The sequence below is a fragment of the Arhodomonas sp. AD133 genome, from assembly GCF_051195215.1.
Lineage (GTDB): Bacteria > Pseudomonadota > Gammaproteobacteria > Nitrococcales > Nitrococcaceae > Arhodomonas.
This window is the reverse complement of record NZ_JBNAZM010000070.1, coordinates 1-19,622: the sequence shown is the minus strand read 5'-3', so window position 1 is coordinate 19,622 and position 19,622 is coordinate 1. Positions and strand designations below refer to the sequence as shown.

17 protein-coding genes are annotated in these 19,622 nt (G+C 67.8%); 6 read left to right on the top strand and 11 right to left on the bottom strand.

Annotated features, from left to right (window positions below; genetic code table 11):
• The 4 genes from ACPEES_RS21720 to ACPEES_RS21705 form a co-directional block, all read right to left on the bottom strand.
• Positions 1-302 (bottom strand): hypothetical protein (locus tag ACPEES_RS21720; RefSeq protein WP_435106277.1); only part of this gene is annotated, 302 nt, incomplete at its 3' end.
• Positions 295-684 carry an ExbD/TolR family protein gene (locus ACPEES_RS21715; protein ID WP_435106275.1) on the bottom strand — a complete coding sequence of 130 codons (390 nt, stop codon included), beginning with the start codon at positions 682-684 and terminating at the stop codon, positions 295-297. The genes ACPEES_RS21720 and ACPEES_RS21715, both read right to left, overlap by 8 nt.
• Complete coding sequence (locus ACPEES_RS21710; RefSeq protein WP_435106273.1) at positions 685-1,089, bottom strand: ExbD/TolR family protein; 405 nt, start codon at positions 1,087-1,089, stop codon at positions 685-687. It abuts the gene before it with no gap.
• A complete protein-coding gene (locus ACPEES_RS21705; RefSeq protein WP_435106271.1) occupies positions 1,079-1,783 on the bottom strand; it encodes a MotA/TolQ/ExbB proton channel family protein in 705 nt (234 codons plus the stop codon). The genes ACPEES_RS21710 and ACPEES_RS21705 overlap by 11 nt, the downstream gene beginning before the upstream one ends.
• 54 nt (positions 1,784-1,837) lie before the next feature.
• Between ACPEES_RS21705 and ACPEES_RS21700 the strand changes: the two genes are divergently transcribed.
• Positions 1,838-2,776, top strand: a complete 939-nt coding sequence (locus ACPEES_RS21700; RefSeq protein WP_435106269.1) for an iron-siderophore ABC transporter substrate-binding protein — start codon at positions 1,838-1,840, stop codon at positions 2,774-2,776.
• Here the strand turns inward: ACPEES_RS21700 and fhuF (ACPEES_RS21695) are convergent.
• The 3 genes from fhuF (ACPEES_RS21695) to ACPEES_RS21685 are packed head-to-tail and all read right to left on the bottom strand — an operon-like array spanning position 2,659 to position 6,196.
• The gene (gene fhuF, locus ACPEES_RS21695; protein ID WP_435106267.1) at positions 2,659-3,423 is read right to left on the bottom strand and encodes a siderophore-iron reductase FhuF; all 765 of its coding nucleotides are present in this window, start codon (positions 3,421-3,423) and stop codon (positions 2,659-2,661) included. The genes ACPEES_RS21700 and fhuF (ACPEES_RS21695) overlap by 118 nt on opposite strands.
• Positions 3,420-5,336: an iron chelate uptake ABC transporter family permease subunit gene (locus ACPEES_RS21690; protein ID WP_435106266.1), complete on the bottom strand. Its 1,917-nt coding sequence runs from the start codon at positions 5,334-5,336 to the stop codon at positions 3,420-3,422. Before ACPEES_RS21690 ends, fhuF (ACPEES_RS21695) begins: the two co-directional genes overlap by 4 nt.
• Positions 5,337-5,371: 35 nt before the next feature.
• Positions 5,372-6,196 (bottom strand): ABC transporter ATP-binding protein, encoded by an 825-nt coding sequence (locus ACPEES_RS21685; protein WP_435106264.1) that lies wholly within the window; start codon positions 6,194-6,196, stop codon positions 5,372-5,374.
• 161 nt (positions 6,197-6,357) lie between these two features.
• Here ACPEES_RS21685 and ACPEES_RS21680 point away from each other — a divergent pair, with 161 nt between their 5' ends.
• Positions 6,358-7,629 (top strand): MFS transporter, encoded by a 1,272-nt coding sequence (locus ACPEES_RS21680; protein WP_435106262.1) that lies wholly within the window; start codon positions 6,358-6,360, stop codon positions 7,627-7,629.
• On the opposite strand, the gene ACPEES_RS21675 is transcribed toward ACPEES_RS21680, so the two are convergent.
• Positions 7,568-9,544 (bottom strand): iron chelate uptake ABC transporter family permease subunit, encoded by a 1,977-nt coding sequence (locus ACPEES_RS21675; protein WP_435106260.1) that lies wholly within the window; start codon positions 9,542-9,544, stop codon positions 7,568-7,570. The two genes, ACPEES_RS21680 and ACPEES_RS21675, sit on opposite strands and share 62 nt — an antisense overlap.
• 143 nt (positions 9,545-9,687) lie before the next feature.
• On the opposite strand from ACPEES_RS21675, the gene ACPEES_RS21670 reads away from it, so the two are divergent.
• The 3 genes from ACPEES_RS21670 to fhuF (ACPEES_RS21660) all read left to right on the top strand — a co-directional run bounded on the left by ACPEES_RS21670 (position 9,688) and on the right by fhuF (ACPEES_RS21660) (position 12,661).
• On the top strand, positions 9,688-10,611 hold the full coding sequence (locus tag ACPEES_RS21670) for an iron-siderophore ABC transporter substrate-binding protein (RefSeq protein WP_435106258.1): 924 nt from the start codon (positions 9,688-9,690) through the stop codon (positions 10,609-10,611).
• Between the two features lie 309 nt (positions 10,612-10,920).
• The gene (locus ACPEES_RS21665; protein WP_435106256.1) at positions 10,921-11,781 is read left to right on the top strand and encodes an ATP-binding cassette domain-containing protein; all 861 of its coding nucleotides are present in this window, start codon (positions 10,921-10,923) and stop codon (positions 11,779-11,781) included.
• Between the two features lie 118 nt (positions 11,782-11,899).
• Positions 11,900-12,661: a siderophore-iron reductase FhuF gene (gene fhuF, locus ACPEES_RS21660; RefSeq protein ID WP_435106254.1), complete on the top strand. Its 762-nt coding sequence runs from the start codon at positions 11,900-11,902 to the stop codon at positions 12,659-12,661.
• A 145-nt stretch (positions 12,662-12,806) separates the two neighbouring features.
• Here fhuF (ACPEES_RS21660) and ACPEES_RS21655 read toward each other — a convergent pair whose 3' ends face one another.
• Positions 12,807-14,111 carry a lysine N(6)-hydroxylase/L-ornithine N(5)-oxygenase family protein gene (locus ACPEES_RS21655; protein ID WP_435106252.1) on the bottom strand — a complete coding sequence of 435 codons (1,305 nt, stop codon included), beginning with the start codon at positions 14,109-14,111 and terminating at the stop codon, positions 12,807-12,809.
• 41 nt (positions 14,112-14,152) lie between these two features.
• Positions 14,153-15,211: a GNAT family N-acetyltransferase gene (locus ACPEES_RS21650; RefSeq protein ID WP_435106249.1), complete on the bottom strand. Its 1,059-nt coding sequence runs from the start codon at positions 15,209-15,211 to the stop codon at positions 14,153-14,155.
• Positions 15,212-15,760: 549 nt separating this feature from the next.
• On the opposite strand from ACPEES_RS21650, the gene ACPEES_RS21645 reads away from it, so the two are divergent.
• Entirely contained in the window at positions 15,761-17,962 is a 2,202-nt protein-coding gene (locus ACPEES_RS21645) for a TonB-dependent siderophore receptor (RefSeq protein ID WP_435106247.1), read from the top strand.
• Positions 17,963-18,134: 172 nt separating this feature from the next.
• Here the strand turns inward: ACPEES_RS21645 and ACPEES_RS21640 are convergent.
• On the bottom strand, positions 18,135-19,622 hold a 1,488-nt coding region (locus ACPEES_RS21640), incomplete at its 5' end, for an alpha/beta fold hydrolase (RefSeq protein ID WP_435106245.1).

Genomic DNA, 19,622 nt, shown 5'->3' with positions numbered 1-19,622 from the left:
GGCTCAGGCTTCGGCTCAGGCTTCGGCTCAGGCTTCGGCTCAGGCTTCGGCTCAGGCTTCGGCTCAGGCTTCGGCTCCGAAGAGGTCTCGGATTGCGTCTCGCCGGCCCCGGGCTTCGCCGAAGCCCTCGCCTCGCCGCCCGGCACTGCGTCGGCCATCTCGAGGTCCAGCGTGATTACGCCACCGCCGGCACCGCCGCCAGCCGCGCCGCCCATGGGTACCTGGTGGAACCCCCAGGCGATCAACGCGTGCGCCGCCACGGAGACCAGCAATCCGATGACCAGGTAACGACGGTTACTCATCGTCACGCCGTGTAATCAGGCTCACCCGCTCCACGCCTGCGTTGCGTAACCGCTTGAGCACCGGCATCAACCGCGCACTCGCCACCTCGCCGTCCGCGCGCACGACGATACGCTGCGGGGGTTTGTCGCCGATCTGCGTGACCAGCGTTTCCGCGGTCACGCGTTCGCCCCGCCACGCGAGATCGCCATCCGGTCCTATGAGGAGGTCCGCATCGTTCTCGGCCGCTTTCCCGTGACGGCTGTCCGGTGGATGCACGGGAAAAGCCTCGGGACTGGTCATGGTACCGGCGAGCATGAAGAAGATGAGCAACAGGAAGATGATATTGATCAGCGGCAGAAGATCGTCGCCACCGCGGCGTTCGGGCGTACTGGGAAGCTGCATTCACGTCTCCCCATCGCCCGTATTGAGCAGCTGAACCCCGTCGACTCCCTGGCGACGCATCCCTTCGAGCACCGTCACCAGCCGCTGGAGTTTCGTGGATGCCGCCGGATCGAGATACACGGTACCGGCATCATCGGCGCGCTCGGCGAGCGCGGTCGCGAGCGCGCCAACGTCGCCGTAGCGCTCACCCTGCCACGTGAGTGTCCGGGGGAGCACCCGCACCACCGCGGGTTCGGTTTCGGTGCTGCTGGCCGCCCCGCCCCCGTCACTGACCGTGACGTCGATGCGCCCCCAGTCCACCAGGCGCGAGACCAGCATGAAGAATACCAGCAGAATGAACACCACATCGATCAGTGGCGTGAGGCTCGGCGCCCGACGTTTCGGTGCCGACGCCTCAATACGCATTGGCGGCCCGCTCGCCCACCGCCACGGGGCCCTCGGGATCCCGCTGCACGCGGCTCGCCGTGGCCGCGTGGGTGAACACCCGCGTGACGGCGTCCTCCAGGGATGTGCGGAAACGCTCGATCCGGGATTCGAGCCAGGCGTGGGCGAATAGCGCGGGGATGGCGACGATCAGGCCGGCGGCGGTGGTCAGCAGCGCCTGCCAGATGCCACCGGACAATACGGATGGATCCGGCTGGCTCCCGGATGTCGAGAGCTGCTGAAACGCGGCGATCATGCCGAGCACGGTACCGAGAAGCCCGAGCAGCGGGCTTAGCTGGGCGATCAGCTCCAACGGCCGCAGCCCGGCACGCAAGCCGGTGAGGAGGCCGACGGACTGGCGCACCACCTCTTCGCGCACGCATTCGTCATCGACGCCGGAGTCTGCGGCACCGCGCATGGCCACGCCGATCACCGGGGCCGCCGGCTCGCGGCTGTTCTCCAGGATTTCCAGGGCGCGCCCGCGGGAATCGCCCCGCCACGCCGACAGCGCCGATTCGACATCGCGGAAACGCCCCACACCGGCGGAAGCAAGCTGCAGCCACTTGCCCACGATCAGCGCCAATGCCGCCACGGACAGCGCACACAGCACCCACAGCACGGGCCCCCCGGCCTGGACGAGAGCGATCAGGTCTGGCGATGCGGAACGGGGCGTCATGGCATCCTCCGGTGACGCTTGTGGTACTCGGAAACGGCCTATAGACTACGAATAATGCGAATCATTATCAACGCTACCTTTGTCCTGCTATCGCTCCTCGCCACCCTTAACGCGACCGCCGCGGTCGCCCCCCTGGCCGACCCGGTCGAAACACCAGTCCAGCGGGTCGCGACGCTGGAATTCCTGCAAACCGAGACGGCGCTGGCACTGGGCATCGAGCCGGTCGCGGTCACCGACCCGAAGGGTTACCGCCGATGGGTAGGTGCCGGCAGTGAACACCTGGATGGAGCGCGAGACCTCGGCACCCGCCAGGAACCGGACCTGGAAGGGCTGATCGCCGCCGAACCCGACCTCATCGTGGGCTCGTGGTGGCGCAATGGCCCGGTCGCCGACCGCCTGCAGGACATCGCGCCGACACTGCTCTACGACGGCCTGCCCGACGCCGGCGACAGCAACCAGTACGCGCGCATGCGCGCCATCGTGCGCGATCTGGGCAAGCGCACGGGACGTGACGAGACCGCCGACAGGGTCCTCGAGCGCCTGGACGCGCGCATTGACGCACAACGCGCCCGCCTCGCCGAGGCCGGACTGGCCGGCACCCCGGTGATTCTGGCCCAGAGCGTGCCGGGCACCACGCGCCTGCGCCTGTTCACGGACAACAGCCTCGCCGTGCGTATCGCCGAAGCCGTCGGCCTGCGCAACGCATGGCCCGGCGACGGCAATGCTTACGGCTTCGATACCGTGGACCTCAAGCGCCTGGCAGGCATCGAAGACGCCCATATGCTCTGGGTCACCGATCCCGACGCCCCCGTGATCGAGAAGTTGCGCGCTTCACGCCTTTGGCAGGCGCTCCCTGTCGTCACGGCCGGTCACGTTCATCCGTTGCCGGAGGACACCTGGTTCTTCGGCGGCCCCCTGTCGGCAATGCGCCTGGCCGAACGCCTGACCGATACGCTTGCCGGGGCCGCCTCCAACGGGCAGGTGGCACAATAGCCGAGCGCCGGATCCCGGTAGCGCACACAGCAGATCCGCCGCAGCCGGCGTGGCGGCGCACCGGGCAACCAGCGCACCGACGCGAACAGTGGGTGCCGGCGGCCTTCATGGGTACGTTTTTCCAGCCACGCCCGGCGTAGCCGTGAGGCGCGCACCGCCAGCCCCGGGTCCAGCTCCGGCAGCACCTCGACCATCGCCTGCAGCAGATTGCCCGCGTTGGCCCAGATCACCCGGGGGCTCAAACGGCCGGCCGCGGCCATGGCCTCCACCCACGGCGCGAACGCCGTGACCGGGTCCAACGGCTCCCCCACCGGCGCATGGAAATCCAGCGCCGCCGGCTCGTCGTCGCGGCAGATCATCACGCAGCGCTCGAGCCGGACCGTCGCGCCCAGCCAGGCGGCGAGCCCCCACGGCGGCAACACGGCCCGCCAGAAGAACTTGCTCCATTGAGTGACCTGAACACGGGGATCGTCATACCCCTGGCGTTCGCCCCACGCGGTGGCGAGGCCGGAGACCGCGGATGCCTCGCGAAGCTCGGCCAGAGGCCTCTCACTCGGCTCACCGCCGGGTATTTCGCCGAGATAAGCCGCCACCGGACCATCCAGCAGCGCCTGGATACGCGAACGCAGGTCCTCGGGCGGGCTCACGTCCGGGCCCGCCTGAGCAGCCAGAGAAAATACGGCGCCCCCACGAGGGCGGTCATCACCCCGGCGGGAAGCTGCTCCGGGGCGATCAGGGTGCGCCCGAGAAGATCCGCGAGGGCGGTCACGCCGCCGCCGCAGGCGACCACCAGGGGCATCCGGCACCGGAAACCACCGCCGTAGAGCAACCTGGCCATGTGCGGGCCAAGCAACCCCACGAAGGTAATGCTCCCGGCGACGCTCACCGCCGCCGCAGTGGCCACCGCGGCGAGCGCGCCGGCGAGCAGCCGGGTGGCAGCCGGCGGCGCGCCCAGGCTCCGCGCCTTGGCATCACCCAGCCCCAGAAGCTCGAGCCGTGGCGCCGCAACCCACGCGGCGATCGCGACAGCAAGCCCCAGGGGCATAAGCGCTGCCACACCCTGCCAGCCCCTCGCGTAGACGCTGCCGGTGAGCCACACGAGCGCACGGGCGGCCTGCAGCTCCGCCACCAGGACGGCGAGCGCGGAGGCGGACGCGCAAAGCGCCGCGAGCGCGATACCGCCAAGCACCAGCGACACCGGGGCGAGCCCGCTGCGCCTTGCGACGCCGGCCACGACGGCGAGCGCCCCCATACCGCCCACCACCGCCGCCACCTGCATGACGACACCCCCGGGAACCGCCCCGGCCATGAGCGCCGCCAGCGCACTGAGCGCCGCCGCCTGGGTCACGCCCAGGGTTTCCGGGCCGGCCAGCGGATTGCGCAACGCCGCCTGCAGGAGCTGACCCGCGAGAGCGAGCAATGCCCCCGCTCCGAGCGCCACGAGCAGACGCGGCAATCGCAGCTCCCAGACGATGCGCGCAGCCGAGCCGCCGTCGCCGGTGAGCGCCGCCCACACGCCGGTGACGGACACCCCCGTCCCGCCGACGGCCAGCGAGGCCCCGGCCACAACGGCCAGCGCAACGGCGGTCGCCACCACCACGTGACGCCCGCGTCGACCGCTACCACCGAAATCCACAGCGCTACCCGCCGGCCGCGTGTACGCGACCAGCCAAAGGAACACCGGCGCGCCCATGAGCGCGGTGACCACGCCCACCGGCACTTCCCGGCCCAGACCACTGGCGGCGACGGCAACGCCGTCCGCAGCCGCCAGCAGCACCGCGCCCCACAGCGCCGCCAGAGGCAGGAGCACCGCATGCCGGCGAAAACCACACCGCCGCAACCCGTTGGGTGCCACCAGGCCCACGAACGCCACCGGTCCCATGAGCGCCACCGCCGCCCCGGCGGTCAGCCCGGCGGCCAGGAACGCACCGATGGCCACGCGCCGGGGCGCCAGGCCGATACCGCGGGCGAAGGTCCGCCCCAGGGCGAGCAGGTCGAGGCCCGGCGCCAACGGCAGCGCCAGAAGCGTTCCCGCGACGAGCCACGGGGCGAGGTCGACGAGCGGGTCCCAGCCAGCCTGCACCGGCGCCCCCGCGCTCCACAGGAACGCACCGGCCATCTGCTGCTCGTTCAACAGGGTAAGCGCAGCGGCGAGAGCCGATAGACAGAGATTGACGGCAACGCCGGCCAGCGCCAGCGCCGCTCCCTCGCGCCCGTCACGCCCGGCGAGCGTCCAGGTGAGCGCCATGGCGAAGACGGCGCCGATGAACGACGCCACTACGGCCGGTACCCACCCGCCGGCGAGCATCACCGCGAGCACCAGGGCGAGATGAGCGCCCGCCGTGATGCCGAGCACGGCCGGCGAGGCCATGGGATTGCGTGTGAGCCCCTGAAGCACTGCGCCGCACACGGCGAGCCCCGCGCCACCCAGGGCGGCTCCCAGCAGCCGAGGCAGTGTCAGCTCGGTGAGGAATACGAGCGGCAGCTCACCGCGAAGGTAAGGCAGAAGGCGCAACCCGACGACACCGGCAAGGGCCACGGCACCGATCAGTGCTGCCACGGCCGCCGGCGGGAGACTGGCGCGCGGGGGTTCGGCTACATCCGCGGCACGCACAGGGGGTGCCCCGTCTCCGGATGCGGGACGATCACCGTTTCCAGGCCGAAGGTATGACGCACATTCGCCTCGGTCAGCACACTCCCGGGATCACCCGCGGTCGCGACCGCGCCTTCGCGGAATAGCACCAGATGATCGCTCCAGCCGGCGGCATGATTGAGATCGTGGAGGACCCACACGACGGTCAGCCCTCGGCGCCGGGCGACATCGCGCACCAGGCTCAGCATCGCTACCTGATGCTGCGGATCGAGGAACGTCGTGGGCTCATCCAGCAGCAGAATGCGGCTCTCCTGGGCGAGGGTAAGCGCGAGCCAGGCGCGCTGGCGCTCACCGCCGGAGAGCGTCTCGATGCGTCGGTCGGCGAACTCGGTTACGCCTGCCGCGGCCATGGCTTCGTCCACCGCACGCCGGTCCGCCTCCGAGGCGCGGGCGAGCCAGCGCCGGTAGGGGTACCGGCCGAGGGCGACCACCTCGGCGACAGTCAGACCGTCGGGCACCACCGGGTGTTGCGGCAGCAGCGCGACTTCCCGCGCCAGCGCCTTGGGACCCAGCGCGCGCAAGGGCCGGTCGCCGAGCCAAACACCGCCGCCGCTGGCACGCAGCAGCCCCGCGCAAGCTTTCAATAGCGTGCTCTTGCCGGAACCGTTGGGACCACAGAGTGCGCTGACGCGCCCGGCGGGAAGATCGAGCTCGAGCCGGTCGAGCACCGGCGCCCCGTCGTAGGCCACGGTGAGCTCGCGGGCACTGATCGCCGCCGACTGTGGTACCTGAGCGTTGTCTTCCGGTGCGAAGGCGACGTCATTCACGACCGCTGACCGTCCTGATTTGGCACGTGTTGAATCCGGCGGCCGCGCCCGACGCGGCACCGCGTGAGGCTATCAGCGGAAAGGTTGCCAATACAACTCATTTGCATTGGCATGATCTTTCGTGCATTCCTGTTGCCCCGTGACATCAGCCAGAGCGCCCCATGACCGCCGACACCCGTGTCTCCCCCATCGCCCTCGCCATGCCCGTCGCCTGCGCCGCCGGCGTACAGAGCCTCCTGGTGATCTCGCTGCCGGCGATTCTCACCCTCACCGGACTGAGTGTGGGCACGCTGAGCCCGGTGCTCGGGGTCGCGGCACTCGGGTACCTGGTGGGCGGCTATTTCTGGCCGCGACGGGTGAGCGCCGGCGGCCGCCGGCAGCTGCTACAGCGGCTGCTGGCCGCGGCCTTCCTCAGCAAGGCGCTCTTCGTGGGGACCCTGCTGGCCGCGTCGGCGGGATGGCTCAGCGGTGTCGCGGTGGTGGTTGCCGTATTCACCACGCGCCTCGGCTACGCGCTCACGGTCTCGGGGGTCTTCCCGACGATCCAGGCCTGGCTCGCGGGGGACTACGAGGCCGCCGACCGCCACGGCGCGTTCACGCGGCTTAGCGCAGCGGTGAATGGCGTGCGGCTGTTCATTCCGCTGCTGGCGGCGGCCCTGGTATTGCGCTGGCCGGAAGCGGCACTGGCATTGCTGATGGCGCTGCCGCTCACCGCGCTGCTCGTGTTGCCGCGCGAGCGCATGGCGGCGCCGGCACCGAGCGCTTCCCACCATCCCCTGCGGCGTCTGCCCGAGCCCGGCGTGGCGCTGCCGGCGATCCTCACCAACATGAGCCTGGGCATGGCCGAATTCGTGATCGCCCCCTTTCTCGCCTCCGCCTGGGGGATCGGGATCGATTCCACCCCCGTTTATACGGCACTGCTGCTCACCAGCAGTGCCACCTGCATGGTGGTCACACAGCTCATCACCCTGCGGCACCAACCCGACCCGCGCGCGCTGCTCGTCTGGGGGCCGATGGCGATGGCGGTCGGCGGCGGGATCAGTGCGATCTTCCCACCAGCGCTGCCGCTCGGCCTCGTGCTCGTGGCCGCAGCGCTCGCGCTCGTTGCCCCGGCCACCAGCACCGCCGCGGTCGCCGGCCGGGACAACACCGATCACGCCCGCGCCGGCTCGGACCTCTACACCGCCCGCATCCTGGGGCACCTGCTCGGCGTCACGATGGCCGGTCCACTGTTCGAGCTCGCCCCGCGGCTACCGCTCGCCGCCGCCGCGCTGGTGGCGCTCGCGGCGATTCCCGCGAGTGCGGGGCTTCGCCGGGCGCTGGCACACGACGATTCCCCGGGCAAACCGCAGGGGGGTGATCGCGCCGGCGTCAGGACCGACTGCGACGCAGCAGCCAGAGGAAGTACGGCGCCCCCACCAGAGAAGTCATGATGCCCACTGGAAGCTGGATGGGTGCGACCGCCGTGCGCCCGACGAAATCGGCAAACGCCGTCAGACCCGCACCGCAAGCGATGGTCATCGGCAGACGGCCCCGGAAGCCACCGGCGTAGAGCAGCCGACCGAGATGAGGCCCGAGTAGCCCCACGAAGGCAATGCTGCCGGCCACACTCACCGCGGCGGCGGTGGCCGCCGCTGCCAGGGCGCAGGCTGCGACCCGCGCACGCCTGATTCCGAGTCCCAGGGACACCGCCTTCTCCCGGCCGAGTCCCATGACGTCCAGCCGCGGACCGAGCCACGCACCGGCGACGACCGTCATCGCCGCCAGTGGCCACAACCGCTCGAGCGCCGGCCAGCCCCGCGCATAGACGCTGCCGCTCAGCCAGACCAACGCCTGTGCCGCCTGCAGCTTCGCCATCAACACCACCAGCGACGAGAGCGCGGCGAGCAGGGCGGCCAGTGCAATCCCGGCGAGCACCAGCGGCAGCGGCGCTAAGCCGCTGCGCGCGGCCACGGCGAAGACCACGCCCACTGCTGCAATGGCACCGGCGAAGGCGGCCACCTGCATGACGGGACCGCCGGGTACGGCGCCGGCCATGAGCGCGAACAACGCCGACAACGAGGCCCCCTGAATGAGCCCGAGGGTTTCCGGCCCGGCGAGGGGATTGCGCAACACGCCCTGCAACGCTTGCCCGGCAAGCGCGAGCAGGCCACCGGCGGCCATGGCGACCAACAGCCGCGGCAAACGCAACTCGACCAGAACGAACCGCACCCCCGCATCCGCTTCGCCGGTTACGAGCTGCCACAGCACCGCCGGGGAATAGGTGGTCTCACCCACCGCCAGCGACACCACGGCCAGCGCCGCGAGCACCGCCACGGCCACCGGCAACGGCCATCGGCGCGGCCGCCCACTGCTCGCCACTGCGGCACCGGCGCCACCGCGACCGCGCACGTGCGCGATCAACACCAGAAACGCGGGCGCCCCCACCACAGCGGTAATGGCCCCCGGCGGAATCTCCCGGCCCACATCGCTGACCATATCGGCGAGCCAGTCCGCCGCGCCGAGCAGCACCGCGCCCCACAAGGCGGCAAGCGGCAGCAGCCAGGCATGGCGTTGCACCCCGATACGGCGCAGCGCGTTGGGCGCGAGCAGGCCGACGAATGCGACCGGACCGGCGAGGGCGACGGCCGCACCGGCGGCGAGCCCGGCGATCAGAAAGCCGAGCGCGGTGAGGCGGCCGGGCGTGAGTCCGAGCCCGCGCGCCATCGTGCCGCCGAGCGCGAGCACATCCAGCCCGCGGGCGAGCGAAGGCGCCAGCACGACGGCAGCCAGGGCCCAGGGCGCGAGCTCGCGTACCGGCGCCCAACCGGCCTCTACCGGCGCGCCCGCGATCCACACGAAAGCCCCGGCCATGCGTTGATCGTGAAGGATTGTCAGTGCCGAGGCACAGGCAGTCAGGCAGAGGCTGACGGCGACACCGGAGAGGGCCAGCGCCGCGCCTTCCCGGCCGTTGGGCCCGGCCAGGCTCCAGGCGGTGACCATGGCCACCACGGAGCCGACGAACGCCGCCACGATCAGGGCGACGCTGCCCTGGGCGAACGCCAGCGCGAGCACGATGGCGAAATGGGCGCCGGAGGTGACGCCCAGAATACCCGGCGAGGCAAGCGGATTGCGCGTGAGCCCCTGCAGCACGGCGCCGGCGACGCCGAGCCCGGCCCCCGCCAGCAGCGCAGCAGCGAGCCGTGAGCCCGTGAGATGCACGAACACGACCGGGTTGGCATCACCGGTGAGCCACGGCGCCAGCCTGGCGGCCACGAGCGCGAGCAGCGCAACCGCCCCCAGTGCCAACGCGGCCCAGTGCGGCCCCACGCTCACCGCGGTTCGCGGCGTTACTGTGCTTGCTGTCAACGCTACTACCCCGCGCTCGTTCCGTGGCCGTCGCGCCGAGGCGCGGAGCGTAGCAGGCCGGCACACGAGAATGCCACTGATTGGCATTCACCGTGGCGCCGGCCTGCGTTGAGCGGCGTCGGTGCATACCCTATGATCCGAGAATGCGAATCAGTATCAACCTATGCCTGCTAATGCTCGCCATTGCCCCGGCCGCCGCCGCGGGTAATATCGTCACCGTCGCCGGTAGCCCGCCCGCTTCGCCCCAGCGCGTGGCGACCCTGGACTTCGTGATGACCGAAATCGCCGTGACCCTCGGCATCGACCCCGTGGGCGTCGCACGCCCGGCCGGCTACCGGCAGTGGGTGGGTGTGCTCGACGAACGCCTGGACGGCGCGACCGACCTGGGCCTGCGCCACGAGCCGAGCCTGGAGGCACTGGCGGGGACGGCACCCGACCTGATCGTGGGCACCCGGTGGCGACATGGCGCCACGCTGGACATGCTCCGACAGGTCGCGCCCACGCTGCTCTACCACAACCTCCCGGCCCCGGAGGCGACCGATCAGCTCACTCGCATGCGTGCAGTGGTGCGCGATCTCGGCCGACGCACCGGCCGTGAGGCCGAAGCACGCACCGCCCTGGCGAGCCTGGACGATCGCCTGGCGGCCACGCGTGAACGCCTCAGGAACGCCGGGCTCCTCGGCACACCCGTGGTCATCGCACAGCACGCTCCCGGCACCACGCGTTTTCACCTCTACAGTGCCAACAGCCTCGGCGCCCAACTGGCCGAGGCCATCGGCCTGGACAACACCTGGGACGGTAAGTGGGGCGACTACGGCTACGAGACGGTGCGGGCCGAGTCCCTGGCGAACCTGGGGGACAGTCATCTGCTGCTCATGGTGGAGCCGGGCGACGAGGCGTTCGCGAACCTGAAGCAATCCCCGGTCTGGCAGGAACTCCCGCCCGTGGCCGGCGACCGGATCCACCGTCTGCCGCCCTACACCTGGTTCTTCGGTGGCCCGGTGGTCGCCGCGCGTCTCGGGGAGCGGTTCGCCGACGCGCTCCTGGACGGGGCAGCCGCCAACTGAGACCAGGGCGGACACCCCCGAGCCGGCCGCCAGCGGTAGGTCACGGATCCGACGACTTCACGGCGCCGGCGCTATCGCCGTTGCCGCCGCGTCGCTACGGGCCGGGCAGCGGCAGATGGAACCGGGGGTTCCAGCCCGCCGGCACCACTGCCGACCCATATACGTGGACGAGCGCGTGTGCCTCGCCCAGCGAAACAACACGATTGATAACGATTAGCATTTCATTTAACTTACGTCCCCAATCTTCACGGTCGGCATCGACGCGCTCCGGCGGCCGATCCGTTGGAGCCGTAACCCTCGGAGCCGGATGTGTTTGACGTAAAAGGCGCGACGTTCGAAGTCGACGGAACCCCTATCCTCCACCCGACGGACCTGGCGCTGGAGGAAGGCATGGTGCACGGACTGATCGGCCACAACGGCTCCGGCAAATCGACGCTCGTCAAGCTGCTGGCCCGGCAGCAGCATCCATCGCGTGGCGAGATCCGTTTCGACCGCCAGCCGCTCGAGCGCTGGGGCGGACGCGCGTTCGCGCGCCAGGTCGCCTACCTGCCCCAGCAATTACCCGGCGCCGAGAGCCTCACTGCACGCGAGCTCGTGGGGCTGGGCCGGTATCCCTGGCACGGACTGCTCCGGCGCCTGACCCGTGACGACCACGAGCAGATCGGGAAAGCCATCGAGCTCACCCAGACGCAGGCATTCGCGGACCGGTTGGTCGACACGCTATCCGGCGGCGAGCGTCAGCGCGTGTGGCTGGCCATGCTGCTTGCCCAGGGCAGCCGGTTTCTGCTGCTCGACGAACCGCTGACGGCGCTCGACATCGCCCATCAGGTCGACGTCATGGCACTCGTGCGCAAGCTGTGCCATGAGCTGGGGATCGGCGTGATCATCGTGCTTCACGACGTCAACATGGCCGCGCGTTACTGCGACAAGCTCATCGCACTGCACAGCGGCCACGTGCTCGCTCAGGGCTCACCCGCGGCGATGATGGACGATGCCACCCTGAAGACGATTTACGGTATCCCGATGCAGGTGGTAACGCACCCCAGCGGTGAGCACCCGGTGGCCCTGGTCCATTACAAGGGGCCGGAGAACGCGGCGGCGGGAAAGCTTCGCCAGCGGGCAGGAACCGCGGCTTCCGTGGATGGGTTGAACCGCTCCAGCATCCGCTGATCGGCGCGGTCGGCAAGCGGTCCCGTGATCGCGCTCAGCGCCCGCCGCCCAGGCGTCTCACTCGACTGTGCTTCGCCGGCAGCGGCGGCACGTACTTCCCATGGGGGCTGAAACGACTATGAGCGACGCCCTGACACGTATCTATCAACACCCGCCGTTGAGTGACATGACGCCGCCGGGCGTGGGCACGCCGGACACGCCGACGGTTCCGGGCGAGGCACTGCTCGACCACGACGAGCTAGAGACACTGCTCCGGCAGTTCAGGACCGGATTCGGAGCCGATGCGGACCAGCGCGCCGTCGTTTCCTTGTGGTCCCGTCATTACTTCGCTCGGCTGGCAATCCCCTACCTGGTCGCTCATCTGCTGCTGGAGCGCGAGCTGCCCGTAGCCCTGGATGCGATACGCTTCGAGATCGACGAAGCCGGTCGGACACAACGATTCTGGTTTCCTCACGCCGGCGCCCCGATCGAATCAGGGGATATCGAGTCCCGGTTCGCCACGCTGCTGTACGATCACTGCGAGCCGCTCATCGCCAGTCTGTCCACCTGCTCCGGGGTTTCCACCAAGGTCTTCTGGAACAATTTCGGCAACTACTTCGACTATTTCGCCAACGCGAGCTCGCAACACCCCTGCGCACCAGCGGATATCGGCGCTCCGGCGTTCGAGCTGATGGCACACCGCCGCTTCCCGGGTGGACGCCGCAACCCGCTCTACCATCCTGTACGCCACGCCACCGTGGGCAATGAGCCACGCCGGGTACGACGGCTGTGCTGCCTCCAATACCGCTTGGAGGGGCAGACCTATTGCGGCACTTGCCCCCTGATCACGGAAAATCGTCCGGCCAAGGCCGGTCACCGTCCTCCCGAGAACAGCCGATAGGCCATCCGGGAAACCGCCTCGACCGTCTTACCAATCCGCCCCCACCTCCGAGTCGGCAAGCCGACGAGCACCGTCCAGCGGCCGTGACGCGACGGTTGCCAGATCCGCCGCGAAACGGTCCCGGCGCGGGGCCTCCACCCCCTGATCAGAGGGTCGCCACCCGACGGTTGGCGGCCATCGTCACCGGCGCACCGGCTTCGGCCGCTTCTTGTCGCTCGAGCGCGTCCCGGATTTCGTCGGTCCGCGACGCCAGAATCGACAACAACGTATCGCTCAAGCCGTGAGTGGGCTCACAACAGCCCTGCAGGAAAATCGCGGGCTCGAAATTCTCCGGCGTCTGCAGCCTGTAGTAGCGGTCGACACTGAAGCCACCGAGGTACGTCATCAGTGGGTCGAGCAGCGTTCGGTGCATATCCCGCCGGTAGCCCGTCGCCAGCACCACGGCATCGTAGGTCGCCGTGTCGGTCGCGCCATCGTCCAGGTTCCTGATATCCAGACGAATGCCGTCCTCTGTTGACTGCGCCTGGGTGACTTCGTGGCGACGGCGAAAGAGATGACGCTGCTCCCCGGTCACCTTCTGCTGATAGAAGATATCGTAGATCTTCTGAATCAGATCCAGATCCGGCGCCGAATAGTTCGTGCTCTTGTATTCCTGCAGTAGCGCTTCACGCTGGCCGGTGGAATTGTTGAAGACGTGATCCGTGTACTCCGGGTTGAATATCTCATTGACGAACGGGCTGTCGTCCGACGGCTTGAACGCCCACGTCCGCGTAATCAGATCGACCTCGGTGCCGGCGCGGTTGTGCAAGTCCAGGAAAACCTCCGCCGCGCTCTGCCCGGCACCGACCACGGCGATGCGCCGCGGGTCGTTCTGGCCGGCGAGCTCCGTGAGAAAGTGACTCGAGTGGAAAACCCGGCGATCCGAGCTCAGGCCGGCGAAGCACGGCGGAATGTTGGGCGCTCCGCCGACACTCACGACGAGCGACCGCGTAAGACGCTCGTGCCGGTTGCCGTTCTCATCTTCGGAGCATACCCGCAGCAACTTCACGTCCCCTCCCCGGACTTCAGGGTGCACCTCGACGACGCCCTCGCCGTAGACGCAGCGATCCTCGAAATGGGACGCCACCCAGCCCAGATAATCGTTGAACTCATGGCGGCTGGGGAAAAAGGTCTGCAGGTTGATGAAATCCTGCAGGCGATTCTTCGCGTGCAGGTAGTTGAGGAATGTATAGTGACTCTTGGGATTGCGCGGCGTCACGAGATCCTTGAGAAAGGAGATCTGCATGTGGGTATCATCCAGCATCATGTCCGGATGCCACGCAAAACCGCGCTGGCGCTCGATGAACAGCACGTCCTGCGGGGTATTCTTGCCGCCTTTCTCTTCAAAGGCTACAGCGAGAGCGATATTGGATGGTCCGAAGCCGATCCCGATGAGGTCGTGAATATGCACGATGGCCTCCTTGTTGAAAAATATCGAGGCGTTTGGATGCTTCAGCCGCAAGGCCACCAAAGGGCGTCCGAAAAGAATCTCTCGCGCAACATCATTACGAGCATGGCCCGTTTGTGGGGAAAATCGAACGCCTTGATCTTGGCATACCCCGACCTGTCCAGATTTCGGATTTGCTGCGTGTGGCCAACGTCCGGCTCTCCGACAATCCGCTGGGTGCGCGGTTCGTCCAGAAAAAGATAATGTGAAATCGATGTCAGCCAGGCCGTGGCATACGCTTTCCCACGCATTTCGGAATCTCCAATGAGCACATGCCAACCGCGATCGTAGTCATGTGCGTCATAGTAGGGTGCGACGCGATTTTCCTTGGCCCAGTAGACTTCGAAGTAACCGAATGGCCTGTCGCCCAGGCTGGCGATCATCGAATAGATGTGCGGATCCTTTTCGGTACGTTCCAGATATCGACGGTGCTCATCGAGGCTCCCGTCCTCCTGAAAGAACCTGGCGACCACGGGATCGTTCATCCAGTCATGGATCAGGTCGAGATCCCGATCGACATCGACGCTGCGGAACGAGAAGGTCCGACCCAACCAGGGGATGTACCGACGATAAAGCAGCCCTTCTGGCTTGGGTGCGCGGCGCGGATGCCGGCGGCCGTCGCTCAATCGGTACTGAAGCGGAAACGGCTCGTCGACACGGGGCAACCAGAGCCTCGGCTGCTGCCAGAGAATGTCCTTGTGCACGATGGCGGTACCATCGGAATCGGGGACTAGCACGCCGTTGGAGAACAGCGCGGTATAGTCCCCGTCAGGCAGTGTGACCATTATACGGTCGAGCTCGGGGTTGAAGGTAAAGGCCGCTTCGAAAACCGCGAGCAGCTCGGAGCCGCTCGGCGCATTCACTGCGCCGCCTCCCCACTCCACGGTGAGGTCGCCTGCGGAACCGCTCATCTTCCAGGTTGATTCATCGCCCGTTGCCGGGTTCGTTACCGCCAGCGTCTTCCCGACCTGGCGTACATCGTATGCCGTATTGTCCGCATGGGAGCGCATCGACGTCGCCGCACGCCAGTCCAGCGAAGGGGTGGGCATATCGTTTGCGAGCATGGAATTCTCCTGGCTGAAGTCGTCAGCTATGGGTGTCCCTGGTTCCCCCTGAAACAGGGAGTGGACGGCAAAACGGCCTACCGGGCATGGCCTGCCCAAGGACAACACCGCGCTGGTCGAGATGGTCACAACGGGTCGGCCGTGTGCCGCAACATTGCAGCCCTGCCGCTGCGGGGCGGCTGGCACCAGCCAGTGGGTCCGGCGATCGTCCTGGTGGCGTCGAACAAGTGCAGACTCCCTTCCCCGTCGGTCAGAGTTGGCTACGTTCCTACCGACAAGACGAATGAGATTGCGTCTTGTTCAATCACCGGTTGCTCGGAATTCGCTAGCACGTCTCTCGGCCCCTCGACCCCTCGCGCTCAGAAGGGCGGGCCCGGTCACCTGCCGTCCATCCATGTGCCAGCCGCGATTCGCAACGACGTCGGGGTCAGCGGTGCCCCTGTCGCCGGATAGGGCTCCTGTGTAGAATGCGATCGCGATCTGTTCGCATTTGCGATCTTATTTATAACCGAAAGCACCAGCCTGCTACACGGGGGACGATGCATGCCTATGCCTGCTCGACGCTGCCTGTTGCCCATGGCAACCGTCGCGTCCGTTTACGCGGTCCTGCTCGCCGGGGCGCCTGCGATGGCGCAGGACGTTGCGCAAGCGGAGGAGAAGGGACCCGATAGCGCCACCGGGGACGCGCAGACCTCCAATACACATGCCGCCGGCGAGTCGGTGCTTCTGCCGTCCGTCACCGTCTCCGGCGAGGACTTGCTGAAGGCCCTCACCGAAGACTCGGACTCCTACGCGTCCGATAACGTGACGCTTGGGAAAGGCGCGCAATCCGTGAAGGACATTCCCCAGTCCGTGAGCGTGATAACCCGTCAGCGCATGGACGACCAGAACATGACCACACTCGCGGACGCCATGGAATCGGCGACCGGCATCACCGTGGAGAAGTGGGGACCGTTCTCTTTCGACTTCAGCGCCCGCGGCTACCAGATCGACAAGACGCTTCTGGACGGCAGTCCGATACAAAGCGATTACGGGAGCGTGGGTACGAGTTCGTTCGATACTGCCCTGTTCGACCGCGTCGAAGTGCTGCGTGGGCCCACGGGCTTACTGCACGGTGCCGGCGAGCCCAGCGGTACCATAAACCTGGTGCGTAAACGGGCCCGCGGCGAATTCGGGACCAATGCGCGCGTCTCCGCGGGCTCGTGGGACACCTACCGCGGCGTGGTGGACGTCACCGGAGCCCTGGACGACGAGGGCCGCCTGCGCGGCCGGTTCGTGGGCGTATACGAAGATCGTGAGAGCTTCGTCGACCATGTCTACGGCAAGAAGAAGGTCGGATACGGCACCCTCGAATACGACGTCACACCCGACACCACTCTCTCCGCGGGCCTGGCCTATCAAAGAACGGACTCTCGCCCTCACTTCGGTCTGCCCAAGTACGCCGACGGCCGTATTCCGGACGTCGACCGTTCCACCAATCTGGGGTCGCTGTGGAACAGCAATGACGAGCGCATCGAGCGGTATTTCGTGGAGCTCGAGCACGGACTCGCCAACGGCGGCGAATTCAATCTGTCGGCCAACTACCTGAATCGGTACACGGACCGGAAGCGCACCGAGAGTCATACGTTCGTCGACCCGGAAACGGATACCGTGAAAGCGCGCCGACTCGACTGGTACTACGACCTGACCGACAAATACGTGGACGCCTCCCTTTCCTCGCCGTTCTCGCTCTTCGGCAACACCCACAAGGTGCTCCTCGGTGCCAGCTACTACCTCCACGAGGTCGATTCGGAGTACCTCCTGGGCGATCCACTCTTTATCGAAAAGGACGTCTTCGATCCCATTAACGATGACCCGGAACCACCGTTCGGGCAGCCGGGGATCATTGTCAGCGAGGCGGAGCAGAGAAGCGTTTACGCAAAAACCGAGCTTGGCATCCGCGATGACCTTACCGCAGTGGCGGGCGCCCGCGTGGACTGGTGGGAGTTCACGGATGTCGACACACCATCCAACTCCTACGACGCCGACGGCGAAATCACCCCGTATGCTGGCGTGATCTATGACATCACGCCGTCACTCACGACGTACGTGAGTTACACCAGCATTTACCAGCCGCAACCAGCGGAGAGAGCGGAGGGCGGCGTTGTCGAGCCGCGCACCGGCGACCAGCTGGAGGCCGGCATCAAGGGGGCGCACATCGGGCGAAAACTCCGCTGGCAGGCATCCGTGTTCCGAATCAATGACGAAAACCGTGCCGTAACCGATCCGGACAACCCGGAATTCTCCGTAGGCGTCGGCGAGGCCCGCAGCCAGGGATTCGAGTTCGAGGTCAGCGGCAGCCTGCTACCGCGCTGGGAGATCGCCGCCGGCTACGCTTACACGGACACCGAGTACGTACGTGACCCTGCGAATGAGGGTCTGGTGCTGTCGCCGCGGACTCCCAAGCATGACGTCAACCTCTGGACGCGTTATCGCTTCTCCGATGACCGTGACCACGGTTGGCGGATCGGAGCCGGCATCAACGCGGTCAGCGGGGTGTACGTGGAGAACGAGGACGTGCGCTGGGAGCAAGGGGGCTACACCCTGCTCTCCGCCATGGTGGGGTACCGGTTCAACGAGAACCTGGACCTCTCCCTCCACGGCGACAACCTCACCGACAAGAAATACTTCGCCCGGATCGGTACGCTCAATCGCCACACCTACTACGGCGAGCCCCGTAACGTCACGCTGACCCTGGACTACCGCTACTAGTTCACCAAGAGAGCGGGGCGCCACGTGCCCCGCTGCCGGTCCGCCGCCCGCCCTGGTCGAGTGCGGCTCGGACCAGGCTCACGCCGTGACGCCTCCTTCAGAGAGAAACGACAGCCACCCTGTTCGGAGCGCGAGGCTGCCGGCAGCCTCGCCCGCCGCGACTCGTACCCGCCTACCCCACGCCGGATGCAGCGACCCGCCAGCGCATTTCGCCGCTTGCCAGCATCGCTTGCACGTCGTCGAGCAACGCCGGGCTCGTGACGATGCCGAAGTGATCCGTGTCCAGCTCGCGGGCATCGCGCACGGCATGCCCCAGCTGACTCGCCAGTGAAGCGCGCTCGTCGGCGGGACGCGCGGCGATCCACCAGCAGCTTGGCGTACACACCAGCGGCGAAAGGGGGCCGGCATTGCCGCACAGCGACTTCAGACGCCGCCCCACCACGAATAGGCGCGCCAGCTCTTCGCTGCCCATGGCGGCGAAACCACTAGCCTCACCGTCCGCCTCGCGGCGCTCGGCCTGACCGAGCAGAGACTCCAGCATGGATACGGCAGCTTCGTGCTCGTCGTCCCGGGCGATTGGCTGACGCACGGCCGGCAGGCGCTCGAGGGACGCGCGCGGTAACACGAACGCGGCGAAATCCGAGAAATCCGCCCACCAGTCACCCTCGCCGCCGCGTTCGACCCCAGGGACGAATGCATCCACCAGGCCGAGGAACTGCACCGTCTGCCCCTCGGCCTCCAGCTTCGCCGCCACCAGCGCCGCAAGGCTGCCTCCGAGTGACCAGCCGAGCAGGTGGTACGGGCCGTCGGGCTGGACGCTGCGGATCATGTCGCAGTAATCGGCGGCCATTTGCGTCAGCGACACGTCCTCGTGGTCCGGATCGGCGAGCATCCGGCAAGGTACGCCGTAGACCGTGCGCACACCCTGCAGACGGCGGGCGAGCGGCTGGTAATCGTAGATCGTGCCCATGACGCCGTGAATGCAGAAAAGCGGCCCCCCGTCGCCGCCGTCACCGTTGAGCGGTACCAGTCCGTCGGCCCGCTGGCTTCGGCGGGACTCGAGCCCCAGCAGCGCCGCGATGGTGGGCTTGTGCATCAGCTCACGCAGGGTGAAGCGTAGCCCCGGATCGTCCAGCTGCCGGACACGGGTGATCACCTTGAGGCTGAGCAGCGAATCCCCGCCCAGTTCGAAGAAGTTATCGGTTTCGCCGACACACTCGATACCGAGCACCTCCTGCCAGATGGCCGCGAGCCGGCGCGCCCGCAGCGTCGAGGGGGGCTCAACGGCGCGGCTTTCGGGCGAAGGCGGCGCCGGCAGCGCGGCGGCGTCGAGCTTGCCGCTGACCAGGCGCGGCAGGCTTGCCAACGGCACCACCTGGGCCGGCACCATGTACGCTGGCAGTCGCTCGCCGAGCTCGCGCTTGACGCGCGCCGCCACGGCGGCGGGTTGCTCGTCGTCGGCTGGCACGACGTAGCCCACGAGCTGACGGGCGGCAGGGCCATCATGAGCCACCACCGCCACGTCCCGCACACCGGCGACACGCCGGGCACAGGCCTCGATCTCACCGGGCTCGATGCGGAAACCGCGGATCTTGACCTGGTGGTCGAGCCGCCCCAGGTACTCGAGCTGGCCGTCCGCGCGCCAGCGCACCCGGTCGCC